Consider the following 12,691-nt stretch of genomic DNA (forward strand, 5'->3'; position numbering starts at 1 on the left):
CATGCCGGCGTTCACCGGCATGACGGACTGGTTTGAACCTGTGCAGACTTTCCCGGGGTTTACTCGCCGTCGGTGACCGCGCCTTTCGAGGCGCTGCTGACGATGCGCGCGAACTTGCCGAGCACGCCACGGGTGTAGCGCGGCGGCGGCTGCACCCACTTGGCCTTGCGGGCGGCCAGCGTGGCGTCATCGACATTCACCTGGATCAACTGCTGCTTGGCGTCGATGGTGAGGCTGTCGCCGTCCTCGATCAGGGCGATCGGGCCGCCGACATAGGCCTCCGGCGCGACATGGCCGACGACCATGCCCCAGGTACCGCCGGAGAAGCGGCCGTCGGTAATCAGGCCGACGCTCTCGCCCAGGCCCTGGCCGACCAGGGCACTGGTCGGTGCCAGCATCTCCGGCATGCCGGGGCCGCCGCGCGGGCCGATGTAGCGGATCACCACCACGTCGCCGGCCTTGATGGCATTGGCCATGATCGCGGCCATGCACTCGTCCTCGCTGTTGAACACCCGCGCCGGGCCGGTGATCGAGGGGTTCTTCAGGCCGGTGATCTTCGCCACCGCGCCGTCGGGGGCAAGATTGCCCTTGAGCACGGCCAGATGTCCCTGACGGTACATCGGCTGGTCGAAGGGGCGGATCACGTCCTGATCGGCGCGCGGCGCGTCGGGCACGCTGGCCAGCGCCTCGGCCAGGGTTTCACCGGTGATCGTCAGCGCATCGCCGTGCAACAGGCCGTTCACCAGCAGCATCTTCAGCACCTGCGGCACGCCGCCGGCGCGGTGGAAGTCCACCGCCACGTACTTGCCGCTGGGCTTCAGGTCGCAGAGCACCGGGGTGCGCAGGCGGATCACCTCGACATCGTCAAGCGTGAACGCCACCTGGGCGGCGTGGGCGATGGCGAGAAAGTGCAAGACGCCGTTGGTGGAACCGCCGGTGGCCATGATCAGGGCCATGGCGTTTTCGATGGCCTTGCGGGTCACCACGTCACGCGGCTTGATGTCCTTGGCGATGGCCTGCACCAGCACCCGCGCCGAATCGGCGGCGGAATCGGCCTTTTCCGGGTCCGGCGAAGCCATCTGGCTGGAACCCAGCAGCGACATGCCCAGGGCCTCGAAGGCTGACGACATGGTGTTGGCGGTATACATGCCGCCGCAGGCGCCGACGCTGGGACAGGCGTTTTTCTCGATGCCGAGAAAATCCTCCTCGCTCATCTTGCCGGCCTGGAAGCTGCCCACCGCCTCAAAGGAGGAGACCACGGTCAGCGGCACGCCCTTCCAGCTGCCGGGCTTGATGGTGCCGGCGTAGACGAACACGCCGGGGATGTTCATCCGCAGCATGCCGATCATCGCGCCCGGCATGTTCTTGTCGCAGCCGCCGATCACCAGCACGCCGTCCATGCACTGCGAGGACACCGCGGTCTCGATGGAGTCGGCGATCACCTCGCGCGACACCAGCGAGTACTTCATGCCCTCGGTGCCCATCGAGATGCCGTCGGTGACGGTGGGAATGCCGAAGGTCTGGGGCATGGCGCCGACCGCTTTCAGGGCCGCCGCAGCACGGTCGGTCAGCGGCTGGATGCCGGCATTGCAGGGGTTCATCGTCGAATGCGCGTTGGCGACACCGACGATGGGCTTCACGAAGTCACCGTCGCCAAAACCGACCGCGCGCAGCATGGCGCGGTTGGGGCTGCGGGCGACGCCCGCGGTAATGGTCTTGGACTTCCTGTTGAGGGGCTCGGACATGGCTTCACTGCTTTGGCGGCCGGAGGGGGCGCAGATTGTAAGGTTTCAGTCCGCCGATAGACTGCCGGGCATCACCAGAACGCCTCGTCATGCCCACCGACCGCCGCTCCGCCGCCAGCCTGCTGGCCCAGACCAAGCCCTTTCGCGGCCTGCCCGCCGAGGTCATCGAGGCCTTCGCCGAGCGCTGTCAGCTGCGGCTGCTGCACACCGGCGAAGCCCTGTTCCGCCAGGGCGACAGCGTCGCGGCGCTGTACGTGGTGGGTGTCGGTCGTCTGCGCGCCTATGGCAACCGAGCCGGCAGCGAACAGGCGCTGGGCGAGATCGGTGCCCTGGAAACCATCGGCGAGATCGTGATGCTGGCCGGCGAGCGCCACACCGCGACGGTGCGGGCGGTGCGCGACAGCGCCATCCTCTGCCTCGACCGCGAGGCGCTGATGACCCTACTGCGCCAGTACCCGGAGGCCCTGCTGCAGCTCTCGCAGGTGGTGGTCGGGCGCCTGCTCGACCGTCTGCGCAACCCCGATCCCGGTCCGCCGGGGCCGCGCACGCTGTGTCTGCTGCCGGCCACGCCGGGTGTCGATGTCCGCGCGCTCGGCGCGCAATTGCAGGCCTGCTACGGCCAGCTCGGCCGGGTCTGCCTGCTCGACGCCGCGACGGTGGACGCGGCACTGGGCGCCGGCATCGCCCACAGCCGCTTCGACGATGCCACCAACAACGCCCGCCTGGTCCGCTGGCTGAGCGCGCTGGAGAGCGACTACAGCTACCTGATCTACCTGGCCGACGACCAGCCCGGTCCCTGGGCGCGCCGCTGCATGCGCCAGGCCGACCGCATCCTGGTGCTCGCCGACGAGAGCAGCGGCAGCGCCCGCCCGACGCCGATGCTGCGACTGCTGGCGGAGACCGATGTCGAGGCGGTGATCGCGGTGGCGCTGCGCCTGGAGCGCAGCGCGCTGGCCGGCAGCGATCCGCTGGGCTGGTGCCAGGCCGCCGGTGCCGAGACCCATTACTTCCTGCACGACGCCCAGTCGGTGCCGGCGCTGGCGCGCAGCCTGGTCGGCCAGGCGGTGGGCTTCGTGCTCGGCGGCGGCGGTGCCCGTGGCTTTGCCCACCTGGGCCTGCTGCGGGCGGCGCGCGAGCTGGGCATCCCCATCGACCTGATCGGCGGCACCAGCATGGGCGCCTTCATCGGCGCCCTGCACGCCGAGGGCCGCAGCGTGGAGGAGATCACCGAGCTGATGCGCGAAACCTTCGTGCAGCGCAACTTCCTCAACGACTACATGCTGCCGCGAGTGGCGCTGCTGCGTACCCGCAAGTTCCGCCAGCGGCTGGGCAGCATCTTCGGCGAACGCCGCCTGGAGCAACTGGCGACGCCGTTCTTCTGCGTCAGCACCAGCCTCACGCGCGGCGTCGCGGTGGTGCACGAAAGCGGCCGGCTGCGCGACTGGGTCGGCACCAGCATGGCGGTGCCCGGCATCGCGCCGCCGATGGTCTGGAACGAGGAGCTGCTCGCCGACGGCGCGGTGGTCAACAGCCTGCCGGCCGACGTGATGCGCCAGTTCGGCCGGGGCGCGGTGATCGCCTGCGATGTCAGCAGCGACACCGCCCTACGCGCCGAGGGCGTCTCCGGCCCCGACTTCGACGCCCTGTTCCACTGGACCGGCCTGAGCCCGCGTCCGGGGCTGTTCGACATCCTGCTGCGCTCGGCGACGCTGTCCAGCGCCGGCAGCAGCCGTGGTCAGGCCGCGCACGCCGACTGCCTGATCCGCATGCCCACCGCCGGCGTCGGCCTGTTCCAGTGGAAGGCCCTGGACCGCCTGCTCGACAGCGCCTACCGCCACGCCCTGGTCGAGCTGGAGGCCTTCAAGCCGCGCCTGCCGCCCCTGGCCCGGGGCTGAGAGCCACCGCGACGGCCACCGGGGCCGGATTTGCTGCACTGCGGCGACTCGGGTTCGCGTCACGGCGGCCAATGGCAAGCTGCCTTACCTCGCCCATTCTTCGCGCCGCCAATCTTTTGGAGTGCCTCCCATGCCCGCCTACAAAGCCCCTCTGCGCGACACCCGCTTCCTGATGAACGAGGTGTTCGACTACCCGGCCCACTATGCCGGCCTTGCCAACGGCAAGGACGCCGACCCGGAAACCGTCGGCGCCATCCTCGAAGCCTGTGCCCAGTTCTGCGAGCAGACCCTGTCGCCGCTCAACCTCAGCGGCGACCAGGAAGGCTGCACCCTCAAGGACGGCAAGGTGACCACGCCCAAGGGCTTCAAGGAAGCCTACGAGGAGTTCGTCGCCGGCGGCTGGCAGGGTCTCTCCCACCCCACCGAATACGGCGGCCAGGGCCTGCCGATGTCGCTGGGCCTGATCAAGTCGGAGATGATGGGCACCGCCAACTGGTCGTTCACCATGTACCCCGGCCTGTCGCTGGGCGCGATGAACACCATCCTCCAGCACGCCTCGCAGGAGCTGAAGGATCTCTACATGCCGGCGCTCACCGAGGGCCGCTGGGGCGGCACCATGTGCCTCACCGAGCCGCAGTGCGGCACCGACCTGGGCCAGGTGAAGACCAAGGCCGAGCCCAACGCCGACGGCAGCTACCGCATCAGCGGCACCAAGATCTTCATCAGCTCCGGTGATCACGACCTCACCGAGAACATCGTCCACATCGTGCTCGCGCGCCTGCCCGACGCGCCGGCCGGCACCCGCGGCATCTCGCTGTTCATCGTGCCGAAGATCAAGGTGAAGGCCGATGGCTCGCTGGACGGCAGCAACAACGTGGTCTGCTCGGCGCTGGAGCACAAGATGGGCATCCGCGCCTCGGCCACCGCCGTGCTCAACTTCGAGGAGTCCACCGGCTATCTGATCGCCGAGCCGAACAAGGGCCTCGAAGCCATGTTCACCTTCATGAACACCGCCCGCATCGGCACCGCCGTGCAGGGCGTGGCGCATGCCGAGCTGAGCTTCCAGGGCGCGCTGGCCTACGCCAAGGAGCGCCGCTCGATGCGCGCGCTGAGCGGCAAGAAGGAGCCGGAGAAAGTCGCCGACGCGATCATCCATCACGCCGACGTGCGTCGCATGCTGATGACCCAGAAGGCCTTCGCCGAGGGCGGTCGCGCGATGATCTACTTCGCCGCGCAGTACTCCGACCACATGGTCAACGGCATCCTCGAAAACGACGCCAAGAAGTACAAGGAGTGGGACGACAAGCTGGGCTTCTTCACCCCCATCCTCAAGGGCTTCCTGACCGAGATGGGCCTGGAGTCGGCCAACCTCGGCATGCAGGTGTTCGGTGGCCACGGCTACATCAAGGAACACGGCATGGAGCAGATCGCCCGCGACGCGCGCATCTCCACCCTGTACGAGGGCACCACCGGCATCCAGGCGCTGGACCTCTTGGGCCGCAAGGTGCTGCTGACCACCCGTGGCAAATGCGTGCGCGAGTTCACCGCCACCATCGCCAAGTTCGCGGTGGACCACCTGCGCAACCCCAAGCTGCGCCGCTACGCCACCGACCTCGGCCGCTACGCCGCCGAGTGGAACCTGCTGACCATGCGGCTGATGCTGTCGGCCCGCAAGGACCGCGACGTGGTGAGCGCCGCCAGCCATCACTTCCTGATGTACTCCGGCTACGTGATGATGGCCTACTTCTGGGCGCTGCAAGCCTCGGTCGCCAACGACAAGCTGGCCCACGGCGGCAGCGAAAAGCCGGAGTTCTACAAGGCCAAGCTGGCGATGGCGCGCTTCTACTTCGACCATCTGCTGCCGCGCGCCAAGGGCCACGCCAGCTCGATGATCAAGCCGAGCAAGACGCTGACCAAGCTGCCGGTCGAGCACTTCGTGTTCGAGTGATACCAAGGCGGCAATGACGACGGGGCCTTCGGGCCCCGTTTTCGTTTCCGGCGCGGGCTGCGGCTACCATCCAGGCCAAGCCCCGTTGACGGAACAACCATGAGACCTGCCCTGCTGCTGGCTCCGCTGCTGCTGACCACGACCTCGACGCTGGCGGCTCCGCTCGCCATCGACTGTGGCCGCCTGCTCGACGTGAAAAGCGGCCGCCTGCTCGAAGGCATGCGCGTGCTGGTCGAGGGCACCAAGATCAGCACCGTGCAGAAGCAGTCCGAGCCGCTGCCCGCAGGCGCGAGGCGCATCGCGCTGTCCGGCGCGACCTGCCTGCCAGGCCTGATCGACATGCACGTCCACCTCAGCGGCGAAACCGCCAAGCAGGCCGACGCCTTCCGCGACGCGTTGTCGCTGAATCCGGCCGACGCCGCCTACCGCTCGGTGGCCTATGCCGAGCGCACGCTGCTGGCCGGCTTCACCAGTGTCCGCGACCTCGGCGCCAGCGACGGTCTCAACGTCTCGCTCAAGCGCGCCATCGCCGCCGGCCACATCCCGGGCCCGCGCCTGTTCACCGCCGGCAAGTCGATTGCCACCACCGGCGGTCACGCCGACCCCAGCAACAATCTCTCGCAACGCTACGCGCGCGGCCTCGGCACCCCCGGCCCGATGGAAGGGGTCATCAACGGCGCCGACGAAGCCGCCGAGGCCGTGCGTGCCCGCTATCAGGAGGGTGCCGATCTGATCAAGATCACCGCCACCGGCGGCGTGCTGTCGCAGGCCGCGAGCGGCCAGAACGCCCAGTTCACCGAGGCCGAGATCCGCGCCATCACCAGCACCGCCAGGGACTACGGCTTCCGGGTGGCGGCGCACGCGCACGGCCTGGAAGGCATCAAGCGCGCCCTGCGCGGCGGCGTCGATTCCATCGAGCACGGCACCTACATGGACGACGAGGCCATCGCCCTGTTCAAGAAGAATGGCGCCTGGTACGTGCCCACCATCAGCGCCGGCCGCTTCGTCGCCGACAAGTCCAGGGAGCCGGACTACTACTCGCCGCTGGTGCGCCCGAAGGCGGCCGCCATCGGACCGCAGATCCAGAGCACCTTCGGCCGCGCCTACAAGGCCGGCGTGAAGATCGCCTTCGGCACCGATGCCGGGGTGTTTCCGCACGGCGACAACGCCAGGGAGTTCGCCTACATGGTCGAGGCCGGCATGCCGCCGCTGGAAGCGATCCGCAGCGCCACCCTGGCGGCCGCAGAGCTGCTCGACCAGTCGCAGAATCTGGGGCGGGTGGAACCGGGCTTCAGCGCCGATCTGGTCGCGGTCAACGGCGATCCGCTGGCCGACATCGCGGTGCTGCAGAACATGGCCTTCGTGATGAAGGACGGCGTGATCTACAAATCCACCCAGGAATGAACATGGACCCCATCCTCGACCTGATCCCCGGCCGACCCCGCGACCTCGGCGGCTTCGCCGTGCGCCGGGTGCTGCCGATCGGCCATCGCAAGACCGTCGGCCCCTTCATCTTCTTCGACCACCTGGGGCCGGCCGTGCTTAAGGCCGGCAGCGGCATGGACGTGCGCCCGCATCCGCACATCGGCCTGGCGACGGTGACCTATCTGTTCGAGGGCCGCATCCGCCACCGCGACAGCCTGGACAACGTTCAGGACATCGAACCCCTGGCGGTGAACTGGATGACCGCCGGCAGCGGCATCGTCCATTCCGAGCGCTCGACGCCGGAGGACCGCCAGATCGACCGACCGATCCACGGCATCCAGTCCTGGGTGGCGCTGCCCGGCGCCGATGAAGAGTGTCCGCCGAGCTTCGTGCACCATCCGGCGGACAGCCTGCCGCAGGCACAGCGCGATGGCGTCGCGCTGCGGGTGATCGCCGGCAGCGCCTACGGACTGAGCTCACCGGTGGCACTGCGGGCACCGACCTTCTACGTGCATGCCGAGATGGCGGCGGGCAGTTCGCTGCCGGTGCCCGAGGACTACCAGGAGCGGGCGATCTACCCGGTCAACGGCCGGGTCCGGGTCGGCGAGCGCTGGGTCGAGGAAGGCGAGATGGCGGTGCTGGTGCCCGGCGTCGCGGCGACGCTGGTCGCCGAGGCGGAAGCCCGGGTCATGCTGCTCGGCGGCGCACCGGTGGACGCCCCGCGCCTGATCTGGTGGAACTTCGTTTCCAGCCGCCCGGAGCGGATCGAGCAGGCCAAGGCCGACTGGAAGGAGCGACGCTTCGCGGAGGTCCCGGGCGAGACCGAGTTCATTCCCTTGCCCGCGCTTTGACCGCCTCCTGAACCCGAGCCATCGCAAGGCGCGAAGCCTGCGCCGCGATAGCCCTGCGCCGGAAACCAGGTTCCCGATCCTGCGGCCGGACTTTTGCCGGGGCCGGCCGGAAATCGCTACCGCCAGGACATCGGCTGCGGCATGCTGCACGCCTTGCATCCCGCCAGACGCCCGCATGTCCTCCCAAGCCGAACTCCTGCGCCAGCTTTCCATCGACCGCGACAGCACCGGTGGCGCGCCGCCGGAGCGCCCGCGCTGGCCCTGGCTGCTCGCGGCAGTGCTGCTGGCGCTGGCGGTCGGCGCCTACCTGACGCTGCGCGGCGGCGGTGAGCTGCCGGTGCGCGCGGTCAGCGTCCAGGTGAAGGGCGGCGCAGCGGCGGCCGGCGGCGGCTCGGTGCTCGATGCCTCCGGCTATGTGGTGGCGCGCCGGCAGGCGACGGTGTCGTCGAAGATCACCGGCAAGGTGGTGGCGATCAATTTCGAGGAAGGCCAGCGCGTCGAGGAAGGCGAGGTGCTGGCGCGACTGGACGACAGCAACAGCCGCGCCCAGCTCGGCCTCGCCGAAGCGCAGGTCGAGCAGGCCCGCGCGCAGCAGGCGGAACTGCGGGTGTCGCTCGCCAACGCCGAGCGCGACGCCCGCCGCAACCGCGAGCTGCTCGACAGGACGCTGGTCTCGCAGGCCGCCGTCGACAACGCCGACACCACGGTGGCGCAGCTCAAGGCCCGGCTGGCCAGCAGCGAGCAGGGCGTGCGGGTGGCGCAGCAGCAACTGGCGGTGAGCCGCCAGCAGAACGAGGACACGGTGGTGCGCGCGCCGTTCTCCGGCGTCATCACCGTGAAGAACGCGCAGCCGGGCGAAATGATCTCGCCGCTGTCCGCCGGCGGTGCCGGCACCCGCACCGGCCTGGGCACCCTGGTGGACATGAACTCGCTGGAAGTCGAGGTCGATGTCAACGAGAACTTCCTGACCAAGGTGAAAGCCGGGCAGCGCGCCAGCACCAAGCTCAATGCCTATCCGGACTGGGAGATTCCCTCCGAGCTGATCGCCATCATCCCCACCGCCGACCGCAGCAAGGCGACGGTGAAGGTGCGCGTGGGCCTGGTGCGCAAGCCGGGCGAGGCGCTGGACCCGCGCATCCTGCCGGACATGGGCGCGCGGGTGAGCTTTCTCGCCGACGACGCACCGGCGCCGGCCGCCGCGCTGCCACGGCGGGTGCTGATCCCGGCCGAGGCGCTGGCCGGGGACGCGGTGTTCGTCATCGCCGGCGAAACGGTGCGCCGGCAGCTGGTGAAGACGGCACCCGCCGAGAACGGTTATCTGCAGGTACTCGAAGGCCTGGCCGGCGGCGAGTCGCTGGCGGTCGGCGATTTCGGCAAACTCGCGGAAGGAAGCCGGATCAAGGTGCAAGGAGCCCAGTGATGAGTACAGCCATCGTGCAGTTGCGCGGCGTCAGCAAGACCTACACGCGCGGCAAGCAGAGCGTCGAGGTGCTGAAGGCGCTGGACCTTGATGTCGCCCAGGGCGACTTCCTGGCGCTGATGGGGCCTTCCGGCTCCGGCAAGACCACCCTGCTCAATCTCATTGGCGGACTCGATCAGCCGACCCGGGGCGAGGTGATCGTCGCCGGCGAGCGCATCGAGAAGCTGAAGTCCTCGGCGCTGGCCGCCTGGCGCGCGCGCAATGTCGGCTTCGTGTTCCAGTTCTACAACCTGATGCCGATGCTCAGCGCGCAGAAGAACGTCGAGCTGCCGCTGCTGCTGACCAAGCTGTCGGCCAGCGAGCGCGCCCGCCGCGCGAAGATCGCGCTCACCGTGGTCGGCCTCGCCGAGCGCGCCAGCCACAAGCCCAATGAGCTTTCCGGTGGCCAGGCGCAGCGCGTCGCTATCGCCCGCGCGCTGGTCGCCGACCCCACTCTGCTGATCTGCGACGAACCCACCGGCGATCTCGACCGCAAGACCGCCGACGAGATCCTCGGCCTGTTGCAGACCCTCAACCGCGAGCACGGCAAGACCATCGTGATGGTCACCCACGATCCCAAGGCGGCGGAGTACGCGACGCACCAGGTGCATATGGACAAGGGCGCCTTGGCCAAAGAGGAAGTGCCTTGAATGTCGTCGCGACACGGTGTCGTGAGCGCAGCGAGCGTGGGCGCGGGAGCGACGACCGGCGCCGCTTCCCGCTCCGACGTGCTTCGCACGCTCCGAGTCCGCGGCGCACTTCCGGCCAAGGCGCGGGCGGCCATGGATGGCCGCCCAGGGGGCTATTCGTGTGGGTCCGTCGCGCCATGGACGGCTGCGCGCACTCCGTCGAAGTCCCCCTCTCCCCCAACCCCTCTCCCACCAGGGGAGAGGGGAGTGAGGTAAAACGATGAAATACTTCCCGCTGCTCTGGGCCACGCTCTGGCGCAAGAAGACCCGCACCTGGCTGACCCTGTTCTCGCTGATCGCCGCGTTCCTGCTGCTCGGGCTCCTGCAGGCGGCCAACTCGGTGTTCAACGGCGGCGGCGTGCAGAACCTCGGCGCCAACCTGCTGATTACCCAGGCGCGGGTGTCCTTCACCTCGCCGCTGCCGCTGCGGCTGCTGCCGCAGATCGAGGCGGTGCCGGGAGTGGAGTCGGTGTCGTTCTCGCAGTTCTTCGGCGGCGTCTACAAGGACCCGAAGAATTTCTTCCCGCAGTTCGCGGTGGCGCCGGAACGCTGGCTGAAGACCTTCACCGAATGCACGCTGCCGGCCGAGCAGGCGGCGGCCTGGAAGAACTCGCGCACCGCCGCCATCGCCGGCAAGCAGCTGGCCGAGCGCTTCGGCTGGAAGGTCGGTGACCGCATTCCGCTGGTGAGCCAGATCTTTCCGCTCAAGGACGGCTCGCGCGCCTGGGAATTCGATCTGGTCGGCATCTTCGACAACACCAGCGCCGACTCCTGCCCGCGCATGGGCAATATGTACATCCGCTACGACTACTTCGACGAGGCGCGGCTGTTCGGCCAGGGCGGCGCCGGCATCTATGTGCTGCGCATCGCCGACCCCAACCGCGCCGAGGCCATCGGCCGGCAGATCGACCAGATGTTCGAGAACTCGCCGGACGAGACCAAGACCCAGACCGAGAAGGAGTTCTCGCTCAACTTCGTGCGCCAGCTCGGCAACCTGAGCCTGATCCTCAACTCCATCCTCGGCGCGGTGTTCTTCACCATCCTGCTGCTCACCGGCAACACCATGAGCCAGGCGGTGCGCGAGCGCATCCCGGAGCTGGCGGTGCTCAAGACCCTGGGCTTCACCAACGGCGGCGTGCTCGGCCTGGTGATCGCCGAGTCGCTGCTGCTCTGCCTGCTCGGCGGCCTGGTCGGCATGGGCCTGGCCAACGCGGTGATGGGCGCGCTGGCGCATGCGCCGGTGCAGATGCCGCCGCTGAAGGCCGACGCCCACGTCTGGGCCATCGCCCTCGCCAGCATGTTCGGCGTCGGTCTGCTGGTCGGCCTGCCGCCGGCGCTCAAGGCCATGCGCCTGTCCATCGTCGACGGCCTCTCGGGACGCTAGCCATGAAACAGATCCTCGCCATCACCTGGATGAACCTGCGCGCCATCCCCCAGCGGCTCGGCTCCTCGCTGGTGATCGTCATCGGCATCGCCGGCGTGGTCGGCGTGCTGGTGGCACTGCTGTCGATGTCGCAGGGCTTCGGCGCCACGCTCAAGGCCACCGGCAAGACCGACCGCGCGCTGTTCCTCGCCGGCGGCGTCACCGCCGAGCTGTCCTCGACCCTGCTCGGCGACGTGCTGCCGCTGCTGCGCGAGCTGCCCGGCATCCGCAGGGATGCCGAGGGCCGGCCGCTGGCCTCCGCCGAGCTGGTGGTCATCACCGAGCTGCGCCGTGGCGAAGGCGCGCAGCGCGCCGACGTCAACGTCTCGCTGCGCGGCATCGAGCCCATGGGCCTGACGATCCGCCCCGAGCTGAAACTGGTCGAGGGCCGCTGGTTCACCCCCGGCCTGCGCGAGGTGGTAGTCGGCCAGGGCGCGGCGCGGCAGTTCCAGGGCGTCAGCGTCGGCTCGGTGCTGAAGTTTCGGGGCTCGGAATGGACCGTGGTCGGCGTCTTCGCCTCCGGCGGCGATGCCCACGAGTCGGAGCTGTGGACCGACGCCAATACCGCTCGCTCGGCGTTTGGCCGGGGCAGCTCGGCCTCCTCGCTGCTGGTGCAATTGGAATCGCCGGAAAGTCTGGAGCCGCTGAAGGCGGCGCTGAAGGCCGACCCGCGCCTGCAGGTCGATGTCGGCACCGAACTCGCCTACTACTCCAGCCAGTCGCAGCAGTTCAGCGACCAGATCGGCGTGCTGACCGGGGTGGTGGCGACCATCATGGCGGTCGGTGCGCTGTTCGGCGCGCTCAACAGCATGTACTCGGCGGTCTCGACCCGGCAGGTGGAGATCGCCACCCTGCGTGCCCTAGGCTTCTCCAACCTGCCAGTGGTGCTGTCGGTACTCACCGAGGCCATGCTGCTGGCGCTCAGCGGCGGCGTGCTCGGGGCAGCGGTGGCCTACCTGTTGTTCAACGGCATGAGCGTGTCGACGCTGGGCGCCAACTTCACCCAGGTCGCCTTCAACTTCGCGGTCACCCCCGAGCTGGTGCACAAGGGCCTGAGTTGGGCGCTGCTGATCGGCCTGATCGGCGGCCTGCCGCCGGCGATCAAGGCGGTGCGCATGCCGGTGGTCGAGGCCCTGCGCGGCGGCTAGTCCGGCGGTCGTGGCGGCGCGGCACGCGGCCACCGATCCGGGAGGCCAAGCGGAGCGGCGGCGCGAATCCAGCCGGGCGCCGCCCTAACGAAACAGTGACCGCCGATC

General features: G+C 69.1%; 9 protein-coding genes. 8 read left to right on the forward strand and 1 reads right to left on the reverse strand.

The window, feature by feature from the left end:
* Positions 1–59: 59 nt before the first annotated feature.
* The gene (gene ilvD / locus ED208_RS04975; protein WP_123210785.1) at positions 60–1,745 is read right to left on the reverse strand and encodes a dihydroxy-acid dehydratase; all 1,686 of its coding nucleotides are present in this window, start codon (positions 1,743–1,745) and stop codon (positions 60–62) included.
* Between the two features lie 89 nt (positions 1,746–1,834).
* Here ilvD and ED208_RS04980 point away from each other — a divergent pair, with 89 nt between their 5' ends.
* The 8 genes from ED208_RS04980 to ED208_RS05015 all read left to right on the forward strand — a co-directional run bounded on the left by ED208_RS04980 (position 1,835) and on the right by ED208_RS05015 (position 12,583).
* The gene (locus tag ED208_RS04980) at positions 1,835–3,640 is read left to right on the forward strand and encodes a patatin-like phospholipase family protein (protein ID WP_123210786.1); all 1,806 of its coding nucleotides are present in this window, start codon (positions 1,835–1,837) and stop codon (positions 3,638–3,640) included.
* 130 nt (positions 3,641–3,770) lie between these two features.
* Positions 3,771–5,588 carry an acyl-CoA dehydrogenase C-terminal domain-containing protein gene (locus ED208_RS04985; RefSeq protein ID WP_123210787.1) on the forward strand — a complete coding sequence of 606 codons (1,818 nt, stop codon included), beginning with the start codon at positions 3,771–3,773 and terminating at the stop codon, positions 5,586–5,588.
* A gap of 99 nt (positions 5,589–5,687) precedes the next feature.
* Complete coding sequence (locus ED208_RS04990) at positions 5,688–6,992, forward strand: metal-dependent hydrolase family protein (RefSeq protein ID WP_123210788.1); 1,305 nt, start codon at positions 5,688–5,690, stop codon at positions 6,990–6,992.
* Positions 6,993–6,994: 2 nt separating this feature from the next.
* On the forward strand, positions 6,995–7,864 hold the full coding sequence (locus ED208_RS04995) for a pirin family protein (RefSeq protein ID WP_199720515.1): 870 nt from the start codon (positions 6,995–6,997) through the stop codon (positions 7,862–7,864).
* A gap of 175 nt (positions 7,865–8,039) precedes the next feature.
* Positions 8,040–9,284 (forward strand): efflux RND transporter periplasmic adaptor subunit, encoded by a 1,245-nt coding sequence (locus ED208_RS05000; RefSeq protein ID WP_123210790.1) that lies wholly within the window; start codon positions 8,040–8,042, stop codon positions 9,282–9,284.
* Positions 9,284–9,973, forward strand: a complete 690-nt coding sequence (locus ED208_RS05005; protein ID WP_123210791.1) for an ABC transporter ATP-binding protein — start codon at positions 9,284–9,286, stop codon at positions 9,971–9,973. Before ED208_RS05000 ends, ED208_RS05005 begins: the two co-directional genes overlap by 1 nt.
* Positions 9,974–10,232: 259 nt before the next feature.
* The gene (locus tag ED208_RS05010; protein WP_123210792.1) at positions 10,233–11,396 is read left to right on the forward strand and encodes an ABC transporter permease; all 1,164 of its coding nucleotides are present in this window, start codon (positions 10,233–10,235) and stop codon (positions 11,394–11,396) included.
* Positions 11,397–11,398: 2 nt separating this feature from the next.
* Positions 11,399–12,583, forward strand: coding sequence for an ABC transporter permease (locus ED208_RS05015; protein WP_123210793.1), 1,185 nt, complete (start codon positions 11,399–11,401; stop codon positions 12,581–12,583).
* Positions 12,584–12,691 lie beyond the last annotated feature (108 nt).

It is taken from the genome of Stagnimonas aquatica (assembly GCF_003730135.1).
Lineage (GTDB): Bacteria > Pseudomonadota > Gammaproteobacteria > Nevskiales > Nevskiaceae > Stagnimonas > Stagnimonas aquatica.

Excerpts from the sequence above, each read along its gene's own strand:
- ilvD (WP_123210785.1), bottom strand. The coding sequence starts at position 1,745 with ATGTCCGAGCCCCTCAACAGGAAGTCCAAGACCATTACCGCGGGCGTC.
- ED208_RS04980 (WP_123210786.1), top strand. The coding sequence starts at position 1,835 with ATGCCCACCGACCGCCGCTCCGCCGCCAGCCTGCTGGCCCAGACCAAG.
- ED208_RS04985 (WP_123210787.1), top strand. The coding sequence starts at position 3,771 with ATGCCCGCCTACAAAGCCCCTCTGCGCGACACCCGCTTCCTGATGAAC.
- ED208_RS04990 (WP_123210788.1), top strand. The coding sequence starts at position 5,688 with ATGAGACCTGCCCTGCTGCTGGCTCCGCTGCTGCTGACCACGACCTCG.
- ED208_RS04995 (WP_199720515.1), top strand. The coding sequence starts at position 6,995 with ATGGACCCCATCCTCGACCTGATCCCCGGCCGACCCCGCGACCTCGGC.
- ED208_RS05000 (WP_123210790.1), top strand. The coding sequence starts at position 8,040 with ATGTCCTCCCAAGCCGAACTCCTGCGCCAGCTTTCCATCGACCGCGAC.
- ED208_RS05005 (WP_123210791.1), top strand. The coding sequence starts at position 9,284 with ATGAGTACAGCCATCGTGCAGTTGCGCGGCGTCAGCAAGACCTACACG.
- ED208_RS05010 (WP_123210792.1), top strand. The coding sequence starts at position 10,233 with ATGAAATACTTCCCGCTGCTCTGGGCCACGCTCTGGCGCAAGAAGACC.
- ED208_RS05015 (WP_123210793.1), top strand. The coding sequence starts at position 11,399 with ATGAAACAGATCCTCGCCATCACCTGGATGAACCTGCGCGCCATCCCC.